This is a genomic window from Flavonifractor sp. An100 (assembly GCF_002161175.1).
GTDB lineage: Bacteria > Bacillota > Clostridia > Oscillospirales > Oscillospiraceae > Lawsonibacter.
In genome coordinates, this window is the sequence record NZ_NFMA01000002.1 from 39,652 (window position 1) to 57,667 (window position 18,016).

General features: G+C 56.8%; 19 protein-coding genes and 2 tRNA genes. 11 read left to right on the top strand and 10 right to left on the bottom strand.

The features are described from left to right. Nucleotides 1–148 precede the first annotated feature (148 nt). The 4 genes from B5E43_RS15600 to B5E43_RS01475 all read right to left on the bottom strand — a co-directional run bounded on the left by B5E43_RS15600 (nucleotide 149) and on the right by B5E43_RS01475 (nucleotide 1,000). Nucleotides 149–271 carry a hypothetical protein gene (locus B5E43_RS15600; RefSeq protein WP_275532979.1) on the bottom strand — a complete coding sequence of 41 codons (123 nt, stop codon included), beginning with the start codon at nucleotides 269–271 and terminating at the stop codon, nucleotides 149–151. Nucleotides 272–389: 118 nt separating this feature from the next. Next, nucleotides 390–620 carry a hypothetical protein gene (locus B5E43_RS01465; protein WP_087392990.1) on the bottom strand — a complete coding sequence of 77 codons (231 nt, stop codon included), beginning with the start codon at nucleotides 618–620 and terminating at the stop codon, nucleotides 390–392. 155 nt (nucleotides 621–775) lie between these two features. Next, nucleotides 776–867: transfer RNA gene (locus B5E43_RS01470), tRNA-Ser, on the bottom strand. Between the two features lie 46 nt (nucleotides 868–913). Continuing rightward, nucleotides 914–1,000: transfer RNA gene (locus tag B5E43_RS01475), tRNA-Ser, on the bottom strand. A gap of 400 nt (nucleotides 1,001–1,400) precedes the next feature. Here B5E43_RS01475 and B5E43_RS01480 point away from each other — a divergent pair. From B5E43_RS01480 to B5E43_RS01495, 4 genes are all read left to right on the top strand, one after another. Further along, nucleotides 1,401–1,832, top strand: a complete 432-nt coding sequence (locus B5E43_RS01480; RefSeq protein ID WP_143382916.1) for a DUF3887 domain-containing protein — start codon at nucleotides 1,401–1,403, stop codon at nucleotides 1,830–1,832. Between the two features lie 82 nt (nucleotides 1,833–1,914). After that, nucleotides 1,915–4,587: an alanine--tRNA ligase gene (gene alaS, locus B5E43_RS01485; protein WP_087392992.1), complete on the top strand. Its 2,673-nt coding sequence runs from the start codon at nucleotides 1,915–1,917 to the stop codon at nucleotides 4,585–4,587. A gap of 39 nt (nucleotides 4,588–4,626) precedes the next feature. Further along, nucleotides 4,627–4,800, top strand: a complete 174-nt coding sequence (locus tag B5E43_RS01490) for a DUF4250 domain-containing protein (protein ID WP_087392993.1) — start codon at nucleotides 4,627–4,629, stop codon at nucleotides 4,798–4,800. Between the two features lie 211 nt (nucleotides 4,801–5,011). Beyond that, complete coding sequence (locus B5E43_RS01495; protein ID WP_087392994.1) at nucleotides 5,012–5,350, top strand: histidine triad nucleotide-binding protein; 339 nt, start codon at nucleotides 5,012–5,014, stop codon at nucleotides 5,348–5,350. 52 nt (nucleotides 5,351–5,402) lie between these two features. On the opposite strand, the gene B5E43_RS01500 is transcribed toward B5E43_RS01495, so the two are convergent. Next, a complete protein-coding gene (locus tag B5E43_RS01500) occupies nucleotides 5,403–5,774 on the bottom strand; it encodes a hypothetical protein (RefSeq protein ID WP_087392995.1) in 372 nt (123 codons plus the stop codon). Next, nucleotides 5,771–6,469: a helix-turn-helix domain-containing protein gene (locus B5E43_RS01505; protein ID WP_087392996.1), complete on the bottom strand. Its 699-nt coding sequence runs from the start codon at nucleotides 6,467–6,469 to the stop codon at nucleotides 5,771–5,773. The genes B5E43_RS01500 and B5E43_RS01505 overlap by 4 nt, the downstream gene beginning before the upstream one ends. Nucleotides 6,470–6,924: 455 nt before the next feature. On the opposite strand from B5E43_RS01505, the gene cysE reads away from it, so the two are divergent. From cysE to B5E43_RS01525, 4 genes are all read left to right on the top strand, one after another. Beyond that, nucleotides 6,925–7,599: a serine O-acetyltransferase gene (gene cysE / locus B5E43_RS01510; protein WP_087392997.1), complete on the top strand. Its 675-nt coding sequence runs from the start codon at nucleotides 6,925–6,927 to the stop codon at nucleotides 7,597–7,599. A gap of 42 nt (nucleotides 7,600–7,641) precedes the next feature. After that, a complete protein-coding gene (gene cysS, locus B5E43_RS01515; RefSeq protein WP_087392998.1) occupies nucleotides 7,642–9,093 on the top strand; it encodes a cysteine--tRNA ligase in 1,452 nt (483 codons plus the stop codon). 134 nt (nucleotides 9,094–9,227) lie between these two features. Continuing rightward, entirely contained in the window at nucleotides 9,228–9,764 is a 537-nt protein-coding gene (gene rbr, locus B5E43_RS01520; protein WP_087392999.1) for a rubrerythrin, read from the top strand. Nucleotides 9,765–9,894: 130 nt separating this feature from the next. Continuing rightward, complete coding sequence (locus B5E43_RS01525; RefSeq protein WP_242964662.1) at nucleotides 9,895–10,524, top strand: YitT family protein; 630 nt, start codon at nucleotides 9,895–9,897, stop codon at nucleotides 10,522–10,524. Nucleotides 10,525–10,611: 87 nt separating this feature from the next. On the opposite strand, the gene B5E43_RS01530 is transcribed toward B5E43_RS01525, so the two are convergent. From B5E43_RS01530 to B5E43_RS01540, 3 genes are all read right to left on the bottom strand, one after another. Then, nucleotides 10,612–11,334 carry an amino acid ABC transporter ATP-binding protein gene (locus tag B5E43_RS01530; protein WP_087393000.1) on the bottom strand — a complete coding sequence of 241 codons (723 nt, stop codon included), beginning with the start codon at nucleotides 11,332–11,334 and terminating at the stop codon, nucleotides 10,612–10,614. Beyond that, nucleotides 11,321–12,055 carry an amino acid ABC transporter permease gene (locus B5E43_RS01535; RefSeq protein WP_087393001.1) on the bottom strand — a complete coding sequence of 245 codons (735 nt, stop codon included), beginning with the start codon at nucleotides 12,053–12,055 and terminating at the stop codon, nucleotides 11,321–11,323. Before B5E43_RS01535 ends, B5E43_RS01530 begins: the two co-directional genes overlap by 14 nt. Before the next feature lie 69 nt (nucleotides 12,056–12,124). Further along, nucleotides 12,125–13,006, bottom strand: coding sequence for a transporter substrate-binding domain-containing protein (locus tag B5E43_RS01540; RefSeq protein ID WP_087393002.1), 882 nt, complete (start codon nucleotides 13,004–13,006; stop codon nucleotides 12,125–12,127). Nucleotides 13,007–13,388: 382 nt separating this feature from the next. Between B5E43_RS01540 and B5E43_RS01545 the strand changes: the two genes are divergently transcribed. The 3 genes from B5E43_RS01545 (at nucleotide 13,389) to B5E43_RS01555 (ending at nucleotide 17,609) form a co-directional block, all read left to right on the top strand. Continuing rightward, nucleotides 13,389–15,236 carry an LTA synthase family protein gene (locus tag B5E43_RS01545; RefSeq protein WP_158098928.1) on the top strand — a complete coding sequence of 616 codons (1,848 nt, stop codon included), beginning with the start codon at nucleotides 13,389–13,391 and terminating at the stop codon, nucleotides 15,234–15,236. A 142-nt stretch (nucleotides 15,237–15,378) separates the two neighbouring features. Continuing rightward, complete coding sequence (locus B5E43_RS01550) at nucleotides 15,379–15,936, top strand: sigma-70 family RNA polymerase sigma factor (RefSeq protein ID WP_087393004.1); 558 nt, start codon at nucleotides 15,379–15,381, stop codon at nucleotides 15,934–15,936. Beyond that, nucleotides 15,933–17,609 carry a hypothetical protein gene (locus B5E43_RS01555; RefSeq protein ID WP_087393005.1) on the top strand — a complete coding sequence of 559 codons (1,677 nt, stop codon included), beginning with the start codon at nucleotides 15,933–15,935 and terminating at the stop codon, nucleotides 17,607–17,609. The genes B5E43_RS01550 and B5E43_RS01555 overlap by 4 nt, the downstream gene beginning before the upstream one ends. Nucleotides 17,610–17,654: 45 nt before the next feature. Here the strand turns inward: B5E43_RS01555 and spoVAE are convergent, their stop codons facing one another. Beyond that, the gene (gene spoVAE / locus B5E43_RS01560; RefSeq protein ID WP_087393006.1) at nucleotides 17,655–18,011 is read right to left on the bottom strand and encodes a stage V sporulation protein AE; all 357 of its coding nucleotides are present in this window, start codon (nucleotides 18,009–18,011) and stop codon (nucleotides 17,655–17,657) included. Nucleotides 18,012–18,016 lie beyond the last annotated feature (5 nt).

Genomic DNA, 18,016 nt, shown 5'->3' on the forward strand with positions numbered 1-18,016 from the left:
ACTAGGATAGCATAGACTGATTAAGTTGCAAGAGAGAAATTTTTAAAATATATTTAAGGATTTCAAGGCAGAGGAACAAATAAGCCTCCAGTCCGCGGCAAGCCGCGAGCCGGAGGCAAAGGAAGGGAAGAGACGAGAGGAGATCGGGTCAGCGGGCCTCGGGAGACTGACTGCTCTTCTGGCCCTTCTGGCGGTTGGGAGACTGAGGCTTTTGGATCTGGCTGTCCTGGGCGGACGGCTTGCTCTGAGGATTACGATGATTGGGCTGCATGGTCAATGACCTCCTTTTATCATTGGGATACGATGGTAGTTTGAGAAAAAAACGGGAAACTATGCATCACAAAATAAAAAAATAAAACAGCCTGCTTTTTGAGCAGGCTGTTTTTTCGTCAGCAGCAGCCGATGCGCCAAATGCGGCTGGCAGAAACCTGGGGCGGGAGACTCATAGTCATGGCTCCGCTGTATTCGATGCAGACAAGCTCCCCTGCAGAGAAGCAGCAGGCCTGATCGGTATGCACCATAACCTGCTGGCAGGTGGAGCAGTCGCAGACGAGCATCCGGTCACCGCATTCCTGGCAAATGACACGGGCTTTCATCTGTTCCATTCTGGCAGTTTCCAAGGGTTGAACCTCCTTTACAAGATACTGCAAGCCATAGTATGCCCCATGGAAATCTAAGGTGCATGGGGCAAGAGCTTCCTGGGGAGGTGGTATCCAAGAGCCAATTTCCGTTGGAAAATAAAAAACGTGGCCGCAAAGTTCACTTTGCGGCCACGTGGCGCAGAAGGGGGGATTCGAACCCCCGCACGGTTTTACCCGCCTACTCCCTTAGCAGGGGAGCCCCTTATAGCCACTTGGGTACTTCTGCATGGCGATAAGCATTTCGGGTGGATTCTATTGTTTGGGATGAAAAGTGGCGGAGAGAGTGGGATTCGAACCCACGGCTCTTGCGAGTCACCGGTTTTCAAGACCGGCTCCTTAAACCACTCGGACATCTCTCCTCATCTTTTCCAATCAGAGGCGAAAACTATCCTAGCACATTTTTTCATTCTTGTCAATAGAAGGTTTTCGGGAAAGAGAAAATTGTGTCCACTCTTGACAAGTCAAAAAAAGATGATAAAATATCAGAGCAAACTGTGTTGATGGAGTTAAGTATAGTCACCCGCAGCAAGCGAGAGGGGATGGTGGAAGCCCTCAGCGGACACTGGCTATGCGTGCCACTTCGGAGCGGACCGCGAGGAGCGGGACGGCCCATCCCCGTTACCGGATGGTTTGAGAGGACAAGGTAGTCTGCCGAATGGTGGAAGGCACTTGTCAATCAGGGTGGTACCGTGGATTCTGTCCGCCCCTGACGTGAGTCAGGGGCGGTTTTTGTTTAGAAATGGTGGTGAAAAGAGAACGATGAAACGAAAAGCGTGCCAAATCACGGCCTTGATGCTGGTCCTCCTTTGTGCGCTGATGCTGACTGGCTGCAAAAGCGAGCCTTTGCCGGAGGGAATGGATGAAAACACCCTTCTTCAGCAGGCGGAGCAGATTCGGGAGGATCTGACAGCGGGAGAGTATCAGCAGGTTGTGGATGCGTTCCGAACTGATATGAAGGAACAGTTCGGGGTAACCGTCCAAATGGTGGAAGAGGTCATGGCCACGGTGTCGGAAGCTGGGTCCTATGTGCGTACCACAGATACTGCTACTGCCGGAGGGAAAGATGAGAATTTTGATGAACCTTACGGTTTAGCGATTCTCTACTGTAAGCACGAGAAGAAGGATGTAATTTACGAATTTTCCTTTGACACCAGTTTCGAGCTGATTGGGTTGTCCGTCCGTCTGCGTTGATGTACTTGTCCAAATGGAAGATGCAAACGTCCAAATTCCTCAAAAAACATATAATTTTTAAAGATAAATGGAGGTAGTACCCATGCGTGATCCCAAGCCCTTTGGCTTAAATGAACTGCGTGAGATGTTCCTGTCCTTTTTTGAGACGAAGGAGCATCTGCGCCTGCCCAGCTTTTCCCTGATTCCCCAGAATGACGCCTCCCTGCTGCTCATCAACAGCGGTATGGCGCCCATGAAGCCCTGGTTCACCGGGGAGCAGGAGCCTCCCCGCCACCGGGTGTGCACCTGCCAGAAGTGCATCCGTACCGGTGACATTGAGAACATCGGCAAGACCGCCCGCCACGGCACCTATTTTGAGATGCTGGGCAACTTCTCCTTTGGCGATTACTTTAAGAAGGACGCCATCCACTGGGCCTGGGAGTTTTTGACCAGCCCGGAGTGGGTGGGCCTGGATCCAGACCGCTTATATCCCTCCGTGTTCGCCGGCAACGAGACCACTCCCGCCGACGACGAGGCCTTCCGCATCTGGAATGAGGAAATCGGTATTCCTGCCGACCGGATCTTTAAGTTCGGTAAGGAGGACAACTTCTGGGAGCACGGCTCCGGTCCCTGCGGCCCCTGTTCTGAGATCTACTACGACCGGGGTGAGCAGTGGGGCTGCGGCAAGCCCGGGTGCACGGTAGGCTGCGACTGCGACCGGTATATCGAGGTTTGGAACGTGGTGTTCTCCCAGTTTGACAACGACGGTGAGGGCCATTATACCGAGCTGAAGCAGAAGAACATTGACACCGGTATGGGCCTGGAGCGTCTGGCTTGTGTGTGCCAGGGTGTCCCCTCCCTCTTTGACGTGGACACCGTGATGAACATCACCCATAAAGTCTCTGAGATCACCGGCGCCCATTACGGCGAGAGCCATGCCAAGGATGTCTCCCTCCGTGTGATCACCGACCATATCCGTTCCGCAACCTTTATGATCTGCGACGGTGTGCTTCCCTCCAATGAGGGACGGGGCTATGTTCTGCGCCGTCTGCTCCGCCGGGCTGCCCGCCACGGCAAGCTCCTGGGCGTGAACGATCCCTTCCTCTATCAGGTGTGTGACACTGTGGTCCACGAGAATGAGGGCCATTACCCCGAGCTGCGGGAGCGCCAGGACTATATTACCAAGGTCATCCGGGTGGAGGAGGAAAACTTCGCCAAGACCATCGACGGCGGCCTGAAGATTTTCAACGACATGCTCCAGGAGCACAAGGCCAAGGGGGAGAAGACCTTCTCCGGTGCCGATGCCTTTAAGCTCTATGACACCTACGGCTTCCCTGTGGACCTGACCATCGAGATGGTAGAGGAGCAGGGAATGAAGCTGGACGAGGAGGCCTTCCACCAGCAGATGGAGGAGCAGCGCCAGCGTGCCCGGAAGGCCCGGGAGGCCCTGGGTGATCTGGGCTGGGCCGGCGTGGAGTTCGGCAAGGACGTGCCCGAGACCGAGTTCGTGGGCTACGAGAACACTTCCATCGCTGACGCCAAGGTTGTTGCCCTGGTGGTGGAGAATGAGCAGGCCGAGGAGCTGATGCCCGGCGTGGAGGGTATCGTGGTGCTGGATAAGACCCCCTTCTATGCCGAGATGGGCGGTCAGGTGGCCGACCATGGAACGATCTCCGGAAATGGCGTTACCTTCCAGGTCACCGATGTGCAGAAAAATAAGGGCGGCAAGTATATGCACTACGGCAAGGTGACCCAGGGTGTTCTCAAGTTGGGTGACAGCGTCTCCGCCCAGATCGACGTGTCCCGCCGCAAGGCTATCATGCGCGCCCACTCCGCCACCCACCTGCTGGATAAGGCCCTGCGCACCGTGTTGGGAGACCATGTCCACCAGGCTGGTTCCCTGGTGGAGCCTGACCGGCTTCGCTTTGACTTCACTCACTTCTCTGCCATGACTACAGAGGAGCTGTCCAAGGTGTCTGCCTTGGTCAATGAGGCGGTGCTGGAGGGTTATGACATCCACACCGATGTGCTGCCCATTGAGGAGGCCAAGAAGCGGGGTGCCATCGCCCTGTTTGGCGAGAAGTACGGCGACACCGTCCGGGTGGTGGACATGGGGGAGGGTTACTCCGTAGAGTTCTGCGGCGGCACTCACCTGGACAACACCGCGAAAGTGGGCGTGTTCCATATCTCCAGCGAGTTCTCTGTGGCCAGCGGCGTGCGCCGTATTGAGGCTACCACTGGCAAGGCCTCTCTGGATGTGATGAACCGCAACCAGGAACTGCTGTTCCAGGCGGCTGCTGCCCTGAAGGCCAAGCCCGGCGAGCTGCGGGAGAAGGCGGAGCAGACCATGGCTGAGATGAAGGGCCTGCATCAGCTGGTGGAGAAGTTCAAGGCGAAGGAGTCTGCCGGCCAGGCCGACCGCTTCCTGGTAGGCGCCCGTCAGGTGGGCGAGCTGAGGGTACTCACCGCCACGGTGCCCGATGCCGATGGAAACAAGCTGCGCCAGATGGGTGATGTGCTCCGGGACAAGGCCCCCAATGTGGTGGCTGTGCTGGCCAATGTGAACGGGGAAAAGATCACCTTCCTGGCCGTATGCGGCAAGGAGGCAGTGGCCAAGGGAATCAAGGCCGGTGAGATCATCAAAAAGGTCACCGCCATCTGCGGAGGCAAGGGCGGAGGCAAGCCCGACAGCGCTATGGGCGGCGGCACTGATGTGCTGAAGCTGGACGACGCTCTGGCCTGTATCGATGATTTTGTGGCGGAGAATATCAAGTAAGCCACTGGGTGAAGAATGTCTATAGAAGGAGGACTTTCTATGCTTCCTCAGGATCCGGTGATTCTGCTCAGCTATGTCAATACCAAGCTGCGGGATTGCTATTCCAGTCTTGAAGACCTTTGTGGCGATCTCCGGGCCGATCAGGAGCAACTGGTTGAGAAGCTGGCCGGAATAGACTACCGGTATGATCCGGCCCGAAACCAATTTGTGTAATCCACAGGCTCCGTATTCGGATCGATCATTCCACTCTTGTAAGGGACGGCCCCAATTTCGGGGCCGTCCCTTTTTAAGCTTGGAGCAGAGCCAACTGCTTTTGGATGTGCAGTCATCTATGGTGCACCAACCCGGCAGAAGCGATTGCCCATTGCAATTTTTTAGAAATGGGGTACAATGGTCTTACTCGACAAACAAAGGAGGTTTCCAAATGTCCGATTGTCTGTTCTGTAAGATCGCGGCGGGGGAGATTCCCTCCAACAAGGTCTATGAGGATGAGACGGTGTACGCCTTTTACGACATCGATCCCCAGGCTCCTACCCATTTCCTGGTGATTCCCAAGGCTCACATCGCCTCGGTGGCTGAGATCACTCCGGAGAACGCTACCGTGGTGGCCCATATCTTTGCGGTCATCTCCAAGGTGACTAAGGAGCTGGGTCTGGAGAGTTACCGGGTGGTGTCCAACATCGGGGAGCAGGCGGGGCAGAGCGTGCCCCATCTCCACTTCCATGTGCTCTCCGGACGGGATATGACCTGGCCTCCGGGCTGATGAAGCGCGTAAATCATATATGCGCCCTCATCCAAAGGGAAGAGGGCGCATTTTATTGCCATCTGGGGAAAGGACGGGAGAGGAGCAGCCATAACCCGCCCCCAATTTGGTAAGCCAGGAAGTCCCAGGGATCCAAGATTGCCCCCGGCTTCCACAGGGGAGCCAGCACCTCCCATACCAGACCGCAGGCCAGCAGCAGGGGGACCGTCTGCTTCCAGGAGCGGATGGGAGGAAAACGCCCCAGTCCAAGCAGAAAATCGGCCCAGGCGACGATGGCCAGACCGGCAAACAGGTCGTTGGCGTAGCAGGTGAGAAACCATCCGCACCAGCCGCCTGCCGCCGGGCGCAGCCACTGAGTATTGACCCAATAAAAGAGACCGGCAGACAGGCAAGTGCCCAGGGCCAGATAACGGCGGGCGCTCATAGGATGGAGAGAAGGAACACAGCGGCAATAATCCCTAAAATCACAGCCAACACGGTGGCGCCGAAAGACATAGGCTCCTTGGCGGGGGTGGGAAGGGATTCCTTGGGGACCGGCTGGGAGGCCATCAGGTCCTCTACACTGCTGCCATCGCTGTCCCGGTAGACGGCGGCAGAGCTGGGGTCAGAAAAGTAGTTTAGAGCTTCTGATGCCCGGCTGGCGGACAACCCCCACATGAGAGTGACAGGAGCTTTTTTGGCCAGAGCCTCCCGCTGCTCCCGGTTTAAGCGGTAGATGGGAAACTCCGGGTTGCACCAGGACAGTTTGGACAGTTCTTCCAACGGATCGTCATGGAAAAGAGAGCCAGGGAGGAGCACCAGCGAGTAGGTGTCCGAGTCCCCGGAACGCAGGGAACGGCCGCAGCTGGGGCAGAAGTTGTCCAGCCCCGTGACGATGGTGTGGCAGCCGGGGCAGCGGACCGGATTTTGGGCCTGCTCAGTCTCCTGACCCAGCAGCAGCCAGTCGGAGGATACCCCGAACAGCCGGCACATCTCAGCCACATAGGCCACATCGGGATTGGTTTGTCCGCTCTCCCATTTGCTCACCGCCTGGCGGGAGACCCCCAGCTTTTCCCCCAGCTGTTCCTGGGACAGTCCAGCCTGCTTTCGTGCCAGGGCGATGCGTTCACTCAGTTCCATATGATCTCTCCTTTGCCCCAGTTGGGGCCTGTTTCTCTGCTTTCAGGATAGCAAACTGTGGGGGAAATGACAAGAAAAAGAAGCTGGAAACCTGTCAACCTCAGGTTGCGTGGGGAAAAATAGGGCAAAAAGAGGGGAGTAGACTTGACACATCTTTAGTTGGATGATAATATAATGGCCTGAAAGCGCAAGGAACGGAAAGAGTACCATCCGCGGCAAAGAACAGAGAGGGCCCTTCACCGGCTGAAAGGGGGCCTGCGGCGTCGGGATGGGAAGTGCATCCGGGAGCGTGGGGCGTAATGGCCCCCGGCTCGGCCCCGATAGCGGCCGGACAAGTGAGAAATGAGAGTGGAACCGCGAGTGATCGCCTCTTATGCCCAAGGTGGGCGTGGGAGGTGTTTTTTGTTGCCTCCGACGCCTGCTGTACAACCATCTGCACGGGAAAAGGAGGAACTATGTTTCAATCCCTAAATGAGACGCTGGAGGCCTACCAGCGTCGGGACCCGGCCGCCCGGTCCAAACTGGAGATTCTCCTGCTGTATCAGGGGGTCCATGCCACCTTGTATCATCGCCTCGCTCATTGGCTATACTGTCACAACCGAAAATTTTTGGCCCGCTGGGTGTCCCAGTGGAGCCGGTTCTGGACCGGAATTGAGATCCACCCCGGAGCCAAGATTGGCCGCCGCCTGGTCATTGACCACGGTATGGGCATTGTCATCGGAGAGACCGCCGAGGTGGGAGATGACTGCCTGCTGTACCACGGAGTCACCCTTGGCGGCACCGGCAAGGACCATGGCAAGCGCCACCCCACCATTGGCAACAATGTGCTCATCGGCTGCGGGGCCAAGATTCTGGGCCCCTTCAAAGTAGGCGATGGGGCCCGGATCGCAGCAAACTCTGTGGTGCTCAGCGAGGTGCCCCAGGATGCCACCGCTGTGGGCATCCCAGCCCAGATCGTCCGCATTGCCGGCCGGAGCACCCACTACGCCGACGAGGTGGACCAGACCAGCGTGGAGAACCCCACTCTGGAACGGCTGGAGGCCCTCTCTGCCCGGCTGGAATTTGTGGAACAGCTGTTGGACCGCCAGTTTGCCCCTCAGATCGTTGGGCAGGGCAAGGGAAAGAACTAAAGAATCACCAGAAAGAGAATAACATTGCAAGGAGAGATTGCTATGCTGCTGTATAATTCCGCAACCCATAAGAAGGAAGAATTTCGCACCCACACACCTGGCCATGTGGAGATGTATACCTGTGGTCCTACCGTGTATCACTTTGCCCACATCGGCAACCTGCGTTCCTATATCATGGAGGATGTGCTGGAAAAATTCCTACGCTATACCGGCTATGATGTCAACCGGGTCATGAACATTACCGACGTGGGCCATCTGGCCTCGGACGCGGACACCGGGGAGGATAAGATGCTCAAGGGTGCCAAGCGGGAGCACAAGACGGTGATGGAGATCGCCCAGTTCTATACCGACGCCTTCTTTGAGGACTGCCGGAAGCTGAATATCCGCCGCCCCGATACCGTACAGCCCGCCACCGGCTGCATCGACGAGTATATCAAGATCGTCACCGGCCTGCTGGATAAGGGCTATGCCTATGTGGCGGGGGGAAATGTGTACTTTGACTCCTCCAAGCTGGAGCGGTACTATATTTTCAACGACCACGACGAGGAGGACTTGGCGGTGGGCGTCCGGGAGGGCGTGGAGGAGGACACCAACAAGCGGAACAAAAATGACTTTGTCCTCTGGTTCACCAAGTCCAAGTTTGAGGATCAGGCTCTGAAGTGGGATTCCCCCTGGGGCGTGGGCTATCCCGGATGGCATATCGAGTGCTCGGGCATTTCCCTGAAGTACAATGGAGAATATCTGGACCTCCACTGCGGCGGCATTGACAACGCCTTCCCCCACCACACCAATGAGATTGCCCAGTCGGAGTCCTATCTGGGCCACCCCTGGTGCAGCCAGTGGTTCCACGTCCACCACCTGAACACCTCCAGCGGCAAGATGTCCAAGTCCAAGGGAGAATTTTTGACTGTTTCCCTGCTGGAGGAAAAGGGTTATGACCCCCTGGCCTACCGCTTCTTCTGCCTACAGTCCCACTACCGCAAGGGGCTGGTGTTTACCTGGGAGAACCTGGACAACGCTGCCCAGGCCTACGGTAAGCTGATTGCCCGGGTGGCTGCCCTCAATCCCCAGGACGGGGCGGTGGACGAGGCCGTTTTGGCAGAGTACCGGGAGAAATTTGACCGCCAGGTGGGCAATGACCTGAATACCTCGATGGGAATCACCGCTCTCTATGATGCCCTGAAGGCCAAAACCAACGATGCCACCAAGCTGGCCATTTTGGATAATTTTGACCAGGTGCTCTCCCTGTCTCTGCTGGAAAAGGGGGCGGCCAAGCGGAAGGAGCAGGAGAACGCCAAGCAGAATACTGCATCTCAGGGGGGATATACGGTTACTGGTGAAGGGGATCCCGCCATTGATGCTCTGGTACTGGAGCGTGGGCAGGCCAAGAATGCAAAGAATTTTGCCCGTGCCGACGCCATCCGGGAGGAACTGAAGGGAAAAGGAATTGAAGTGACCGACGTTCCCGGTGGCGCAATCTGGAAACGGGTATAAAAAAACTGGGATGGGAAAAATATTCCCGTCCGCCCCATTGACACATAAGCTGATTTCTGCTATACTGAATCCAGATTAATAAGAATCGTTATCGTTTTAACACAACTGAACACAAAGAAAGTGAGGAACAAACGATGCCTGAATTAAAGGGAAGCAAGACTGAGCAGAATCTGTGGACCGCCTTTGCCGGGGAGTCCCAGGCCCGCAACAAGTATACCTATTATGCCTCCAAGGCCAAGTCTGACGGCTATGTCCAGATCGCGAATATCTTTGAGGAGACGGCTGCCAACGAGAAGGAGCACGCCAAGATCTGGTTTAAGCTGCTGGAGGGGATCGGCTCCACCGCTGAGAACCTGAAGGCCGCTGCCGAGGGTGAGAACTACGAGTGGACCGATATGTACGCCACCATGGCCAAGGAGGCCAAGGAGGAGGGCTTCGATCACATTGCCTATCTCTTTGAGGAAGTGGGCAAGATCGAGAAGGAGCACGAGGAGCGCTACCGCAAGCTGCTGGCCAATGTGGAGGGTGGCCTGGTCTTCTCCCGCGACGGCGACATGATCTGGCAGTGCGGCAACTGCGGCCACATCCATGTGGGCAAGCAGGCTCCCGAGGTTTGCCCGGTGTGTGCCCATCCCAAGTCCTTCTTCCAGCTGAAGGCGGAGAACTATTGATTGCTCAATAAAAAACGGGGAGCGGAGACAGAAGTCTCCGCTCCCTTTTTGCTTGGGAGGAGGGGGGGTTGCAAAGAAGTCCGAAATCGGATATAATAAAAGTGCGTGGAAGAAAAAAGGAGTTGTTATTTTGTTTTCCCGGTTAAAGCCAAGGCAGTATATGGTCGCCCTGTTGGGCAGCGGAATATTGGCCTTTGGCCTGTACAATGTGCATGCGATGTCCGGCGTGACAGAGGGTGGGGTACTGGGTATGACCCTGTTTCTCCACCACTGGTTTGGTCTGTCTCCGGCAATCTCCGGCCTGGTGATGAACGCAGCTTGCTATCTGCTGGGTTGGCGGGCGCTGGGGCGTGGATTTATTGGATGCTCTCTGGTGGCAGGGGGAGGGTTTTCCCTCTTTTATGCCCTGTTTGAACGGTTTGAGCCCCTCTGGCCACAGCTGGCGGATGTCCCTGTTTTGGCCGCGGTGCTGGGCGCCGTATTCGTAGGGGTGGGGGCTGGCCTGAGTGTACGGGCTGGCGGGGCTCCATCCGGAGATGACGCGTTAGCTATGAGCATATCCAAGCTCACAAAGGTAAATATACAGTGGGCCTATCTGGTCAGCGACCTGGTGGTGCTGGCTCTGTCTGCCACCTATATTTCCCTGGACCGGCTGGCCTGTTCTCTGCTGACGGTGCTGCTCTCTGGACAGATTATCGGTGTGGTTCAGCGCGCGGGTCAGAAACCAGACCCGGTACGAAAGGAAGAAGCGGAAGGCTAACAAAAACCAATGGGATTCGATGAAGTTCCACGCATCATCATTTGAAAAAGAAAAGCCCCCGGCCGTTGGCCGGGGGCTTGCTGTTTGTCACAGAACTTTGGAGAGAAATTCTTGGGTTCGGGCTTCCTTGGGATTGGCGAAGAAGGCGTGGGGCTCATTCTGCTCCAGAATATGGCCCCCGTCCATAAAGAGAACCCGGGTACCCACCTCGCGGGCAAAGCCCATCTCGTGAGTGACCACCACCATGGTCATTCCCTCGTTGGCCAACTCCTTCATGACCTCCAGCACCTCGCCCACCATCTCAGGGTCCAGGGCGGAGGTGGGCTCGTCAAAGAGCATCAGCTTGGGCTTCATGGCCAGAGCCCGGACAATGGCGATGCGCTGCTTCTGGCCGCCGGAGAGCTGGGCGGGGTAGGCATCGGCCTTATCCTCCAAACCGACCCGCTTGAGCAGGGCAGAGGCAGTATCGTTGGCCTCTGCCTGGCTCATGAGCTTGGTGCGCACCGGAGCCAGGGTGATGTTTTTCCGGATGGTCATGTTGGGGAAAAGGTTGAAGTGCTGGAACACCATTCCCATCTGCTGGCGGATCTTGTCAATGTCAGCCTTGGGATCGGTGACCTCCTGGCCGTTGAACGTGATGGTGCCGGAGGTTGGAGTCTCCAACAGATTGAGGCAGCGCAGGAAGGTGGATTTGCCCGAGCCAGAGGGCCCGATCACCACTACCTTCTCTCCCGGGTAAATGTGCTCGGAGATATTGTCCAGGACCAGGTGGTCCCCAAAGGACTTGCTCAGGTTTTTAACGTCGATCACTTTCCCGCAGCCTCCTTTCCAGCTTGCCCTGGAGCCAGGTGAGAACAACCACGATGGTTAAGTACATGATGGCGATGCCGATGTAGGGGGGCATATAGTCAAAATTGTTCCCAGCAATTCGGGAGGCACGGTAGGTCAAATCTGCCAGACCGATGGTGTTGACCAGGGAGGTATCCTTGAACAGGGTGATACACTCGTTGCCCAGAGAGGGCAGGATGTTCTTGAAGGCCTGGGGAATGATGATAAAGCGCATGGTATCCAAGTAGCCAAGCCCCAGGGAGCGCCCGGCCTCGCTCTGGCCGATGTCCACGCTCATCAAGCCGCCACGGACGATCTCGGCCACATAGGCTCCGGAGTTAATGCCCAGAGCCACGACACCAATCATAAATTTGTTGCGGCTAGAAGAGAAGATGACGAAATTCCAGATAAGGATCTGGACCATCATGGGGGTGCCACGGATGATGGTGGTGTAAATCTGGCAGATCACATTGAGAATGCCCAGGAAAATATTCTTTCGGCGGCCCGGGCGCTGCTGTGCGTGGGCGGTACGGATGATAGCCACCATCACGCCCAGAATGGTGCCCGCAATCAGAGCCACAATAGTCAGTTCCAAGGTGGTGAGCAAGCCCTGCAAATAGAGCTGCCAGACATCATCTCTGATAAAAGCGGCGTAAAAGCGTGGTCCCAGTCGGTCCAACCAGTCGATAAGCCCTTGGATCATGGAATCCCTCCCTCTTCCGGATGACAGGAAAAGAGCGGCCACGCAGGCCGCCCTTTCCCGTTAAATTTGTTACTCGGCGGTGATGTATTTATCCACGATAGCCTGGAAGGTACCGTCGGCCTTCAGCTCAGCCACAGCAGTGTTCACAGCCTCCAGCAGGGCGGTGTTGCCCTTGGCAAAGCCGATGGCGTAGTCCTCCTCCACCCAGGGGGTGTCCAGGATCTTCAGACCCTCGTTGGCAGCCACAAAGGCCTTGGCGGGCTCGTTGTCAATGATGACCGCGTCGATCTGGCCGTTGACCAGGGCCATGACAGCCAGGGCGCCATTGTCGTAAGCGGTGACGTGGTCCTCACCGTAGCCATCCTCCTCCACGGGAGCGGAGGCGTAAATGTAGCCGGTGGTGGCAGCCTGGCAGCCAATCATCTCGGCGTTGGCCAGGTCATCCAGAGTCTGGATGGGGGAGTCCTCCTTGACGATGACCACCTGAACGCCAGTGGCGTAGCTGTCAGAGAAGTCCATGAGCTCCAGACGGTCGGGGGTGACAGAGATGCCAGCCATGGCGATGTCGCTCTGTCCGTTCTGCACGGCGGTGAGAGCGGCGTCAAAGCCCATGTCCATGATCTCGAGCTCCAGGCCCAGCTTCTGGGCGATGGCACCGGCGACCTCCACATCGATGCCCTCAAACTGGCCGTCAGCAGTGGTCATCTCATAGGGAGGGAAGGCGGCGTTGGTGCTCATGATGAGCTTGCCCTCTTCCACGGTGGTGAACTCGCCGTAGTTACCGGCAGAAGAGGAATCTCCGGCGGAGGAGGCATCTCCAGCGGAGGAAGCAGAACCGGTGGAAGAGGTGCTGCCGGCAGAGGAAGCGGAGCTGGAGCTGCCGCTGCTGCCGCAGGCGGCCAGGCTCAGAGCCATGGCCAGAGCCAGGGTCAAAGCAAGAAACTTTTTCATATTAAAACTCCTTTTCAATGAGCGTCGGGCCAAAGCCCGGACATTGAAAAGAGTATACCCCAAGAGATATGCACAGTCAATATATAAATATTCAAAAAAGAGAAAAAAACACTCTGTTTTTTGGTAAAAAGCGGCAAGGTAAAGCGAATGACACTATAATTAAGGCAAAAGAAGAAAGAGGACAGCTGTAAGGGCAATGAATATTCATAAAAAAATGAATAAAAAGAGAAAACCAGGGAACGTTTTCCGCTGAATTACGTCTAGAATAGAAAGGCGAATGGAAACATTTTCGAAAGTTTTTACAATTCCTCTTGCAACGAAAGAGGGACGGGTATACCATAAGAAGAACCGGCAATCGCCGTTTGGTTTTTGGAGGATCGAAATGAAAGCGCTGTTATACAAAGACACCTTTCCCCGTCTGGTGTCTGATTGGAAGGCCCAGCCGGGCAAGTGGATGTCCCGGCTGGTGTTTTTGCTGGGGCCCTGGGTCTGCCTGTGGGTGGTGGAGACCCTGAACGAAAACAATGTCTTTGAGGACCTGTACGCCTGGCAGGTAGCTATGAACCTGGTGTGGTACTATATGCTGTTTGTGGCGTGCCGTCTGATTTTGGGACGCAATCGCCGCTCGGCGGCGGTGGCGGTAAGCCTTGCCTTTGCGGTAGGACTGCTGAACCACTACATCCTGCGCTTCCGGGGACGGATTTTGTTCCCGGCTGATGTGGCTGCCTGGCGCACGGCGGCCAATGTGGCCGACGGCTTTGACTACTCCATGGACTGGTATATGGTCCAGGGGGCCATTCTGCTGGTGTCCTATCTGTTTTTGGTGTGGATGTGTCCCGGACAGAAAAAGCGCTCCAAGGTAAAGCTGTGGCAGGGGGCCGTTTTATGGGGGATTATGGCGGCGTATTGCTATGCCTTCTTCTGTACCTCCATGCTGCCCAATCTGGGAATTTTCACCCAGCAGTGGGTCACCCAGCGCAACGGCTTCCTGCTCAACTTTACGGTAGCTATGCGGTATAGCTCGGTGGAGGAGCCAGAGGATTACTCGGAAGAAGCGGTGCTGGAGCTGATGGAGGAATACCCCGGCAAAGCAGGGACGATGGATGGAGATCGGCCAGTCAATATTATCGCGATCATGAACGAGTCCTTTGCCGACTTCTCCGTCTTTGACACCTTTGAGTCCTCCGAGGACCCCACGCCCTTCCTCCATTCCCTGGAGGAGAATACCATAAAGGGCTGGATGTACTCTCCCGTCACCGGAGGAGGGACAGCCAGTGTGGAGTTTGAATACCTCACTGGATTTTCTACTGTGTTCCAGCCGCCCCACACGGTGGCCTACCAGCTGTATGTGGAGGAGGGCATGCCATCCCTGGCTGCCCTGGCGGGCAGCGAAGGGTATTCCACCACTGCCTTCCACCCCTATCTGTCCTCAGGGTGGAACCGGGTACTGGCCTATGAATATCTCTCCTTTGACAAACAGATGTATCAGGAGGATGTGATCAATCCCTGGTATATCCGCCACTATATCTCCGACCTGTCCGACTACGACATGATCTTCCGCTCTACCCAGGAGGAGGACAGCAGCTTCTTCTTCAACGTCACCATGCAGAACCACAGCGGGTACGCCCAGGGCTGGAACAACCTGGAGCGCACCATTGACCTGCCGGACAATTTGAAGAAGGCCGACTCCTCTGCCCAGCAATATTTTGCCCTGGCCAAGGAGAGCGACCTGGCGCTGGAGCAGCTGATTACCTATTATCAAAACCTGGATGAGCCCACCCTGATCGTGTTCTTCGGAGACCACCAGCCGCCTTTGACCAACGCCTTTTATGAGCAGCTCTACGGCAAGAAGCTGTCCCAGCGCACCACCCAGGAGGTGATGCAGCAGTATGCGGTGCCCTTCTTTATCTGGGCCAACTACGATATTGAGGAGCAGCAGGACGTGGTTATCAGCCCCAACTATCTGGGGGTGCTCACCGCCCAGGTGGCGGGTCTGCCTCTGACCGGCTTCATGGAATTTTTGGGGGAGATGTACGAGGAACTGCCTGCTATCACCCCAGTGGGCTTCGTGACCGGGGACGAAGAATTTTTAGAGGAGGAGCAGCTCAGCGACAGCCAGAAGGAGTGGCTGCGGAAGTATGAAATTCTCAATTATTGCGGCATGATCGACCTGTTTGAGGAGGCCAGACCCATGTTTTGTGTAGACCTGACAACGGAGGAAAACTCGTAAGGTCCACGTTACCACCCGGCGAGAGGATTCGCCGGGTGGTTTTTTTCTTGGTTCCGTGCTACACTGAAAGAAATATAGATTTCTGTGTCAGATGTTTCCCCCATATCCGTCCAGATGGATGAAGGGAAAGGAGGGGAGAGAAATGGAAGATACCGCCATTGTGGCACTGTACTGGCAGCGGGACGAGGGGGCCATAACCGCCTCCGAGGAGAAGTACGGCTCCACCTGCCGTAAGCTTTCCTATAACATACTCCAAAGCCTGCAGGACGCGGAGGAGTGTGTCAATGATACCTGGCACCGGGCCTGGGACACCATGCCCCCGCAAAAGCCCCATTCGCTGGGGGCTTACCTGTGCCGGATCGCCCGAAATCTGTCCATCGACCGCTGGCGGGCCAGACGGAGCAAAAAGCGGGGAGAAGGACTGGAGGAGCTGGTGCTGGAGCTGGAGGAGTGCGTGTCCTCTGTTCCCAGCGCCGAGGAGGAGTGGGAGGCCCAGGCGGCGGCGGAGATCATTGACCGGTGGCTGGACACTCTCCAGGAGCGGGACCGAACAGCCTTTCTTCTGCGCTACTGGTATGGACAGCCGGTAGGGGAGTTGGCCCGCCAGCTGGGAGGTTCGCCCAACCGAATGTCCCAGCGGCTGCACCGCCTGCGTGAGGGTCTGCGGAAGACGTTAGAGAGGGAGGGTGTGAAGCTATGAGCGAGCAGAGTGAACGGCTGTTTTCCATTCTCAGTCACATCCAGGACCGACATATTGACCGGGCGGGACGCTATATGGGGAAAAAGCACCGCCCCTGGCGGCGGTGGACCGCACTGGCCGCTTGCCTAGTCCTTCTTCTGGGACTGGGGGTGGTGCTTCCTCGGCTGGGTGGAAGTGTGGGTAGCTCAGGGAGTGGGAGCAATGGAGCCTCTACCTTCATGTCCTACGCCGGACCGGTAATGCCCCTGACCTTAAAGGAGGAGACATCGGCCATTACCGCCCAGCGGGCCATCACCTTGAACTTTGAACCCTGGGTGCCAGTGTGGGAAACCAATGAGGAACGGCTGGAGGGAAGAACCGATCTGGATGAAGAGCAGCGGCAGAAGGTGCTGGAAGACTATCAGGAGATATACCCAGAGGGAGGGCGCTACCAGTATTCCAGCGACATTCTGGTCACCGACTCCTACACCCTGAACAATTCTACCCAAGAGGATCAGACCGTAACTTTACTCTACCCCTTTACCGGACAGCTGCGGTACCTGGGTGCCCAGCAGCCGGTGCTGACCGTGGAGGGGCAGGAGCTGGAGACGGCCCTCCGAGTGGGAGCCTACGCCGGGTCCTTTGAAGGGGCTTGGTCGGGCGCGCTGGAGGGTGATGAGGAAGGAAGTGTCAATTTAAACTACGCGGAGAGCTGGGAGGACTACCGGGACACCCTGGCCGACGGGAGCTACGCCGCCAACGCGTTGGGAGAGGCTCCCGACGTCAGGGATTGGAAGGTCACCGTCTATCGGTTCACCGACCCCTACGGCCCCGAGGCAAATGAGGAGGCGGGGATCCCCAACCCCTCTATCCGGGTGGGCTTTGACCTGGACTACGACAGGACCACCATTTTGGGCTATGGGTTCCATTTTGGAAGCTATGATCAGGAAAACGGGACCATGATCCAGGGGTTCTCCATTCCGGAGGAGGGGGAGCCACGGTACGGTCAGCCCTTCTACCTGCTGGTAGTGGGAGAGGACATTCAAAATATGACCATAGAGGGCTATGTCACCGGGGGAAGTGACGGAGATACCCCTGTCCTAGAGGACTGCGGAGTAACGGTGGAGCGGTATGAGAGCGACCTGGACACCATGCTTCGCCAGCTTCTCACCCAGAGCATGGAGGAGCAGATTCGTTGGGAAGAGCTGGCCCCGGGCCTGGACTTTGAGGTCTATTACCGGGCCTTTCTGGAACACCTGCTGGCCTACGGAGTGCTTTCACCCCAGGGGATGGAGCGGTACGGTGCGGGCTGGATCGAGGAGATGACCACCGACGTGCAGACAGTGGACCGGGTGTGCTGGCTGGAGGCGCAGGTGACGGTCCCCGCCTCGGGCAGTCTGACCGTGGTTGCCTCCATGACCAAGGCGGGCAGCTTTGACTATGCTTGTGCTGATACGGAGAACCGTGGAGTGTACGGCTACGATTTTGTCACCAGCCTGGGCTCCAACCTGGCCTGTACCCGGCAGACAGCCACCTTGGAGGACCGGGGACAGATCACCATTGTGCGTCAGAACTTCGGCTTTGACCTGGAGCGGGGCATTCAAACGGTGGAGCTGGACCCGGGGACGGAGCACTATTACCTGGAGGTCAAACGCCTGGCAGGTACTCTGCCCCAAAATGCACCGGAAAACTGACCATGAAAATACACAGCGGGCCATGATGGATGGTCCGCTGTGTGTTTAGCTTTTTGGTTTGGGTTTGCACACCAGAGCCACCAGAAAACCGAAGAAAATAGCGGCGGTGATGCCCCCCGCGGCGGCAGTGACTCCTCCGGTGAGGGCGCCCAGCACCCCCTGTTCCGCCACCGCCTTCTTTACCCCCTTGGCCAGAAGATGACCAAAGCCGGTGAGGGGGACGGTGGCCCCGGCGCCACCCCAGTCGGCCAGTGGCTGATAAATTCCCAGGGCGCTGAGAATGACCCCTGAGGTGACGTAGCAGACCAGAATCTTGGCGGGAGTGAGCGCAGTTTTATCAATGAGGATCTGACCAATGACACATAGCAGTCCTCCGCACAGGAAGGCTTTGAGATATTCCATGGAGT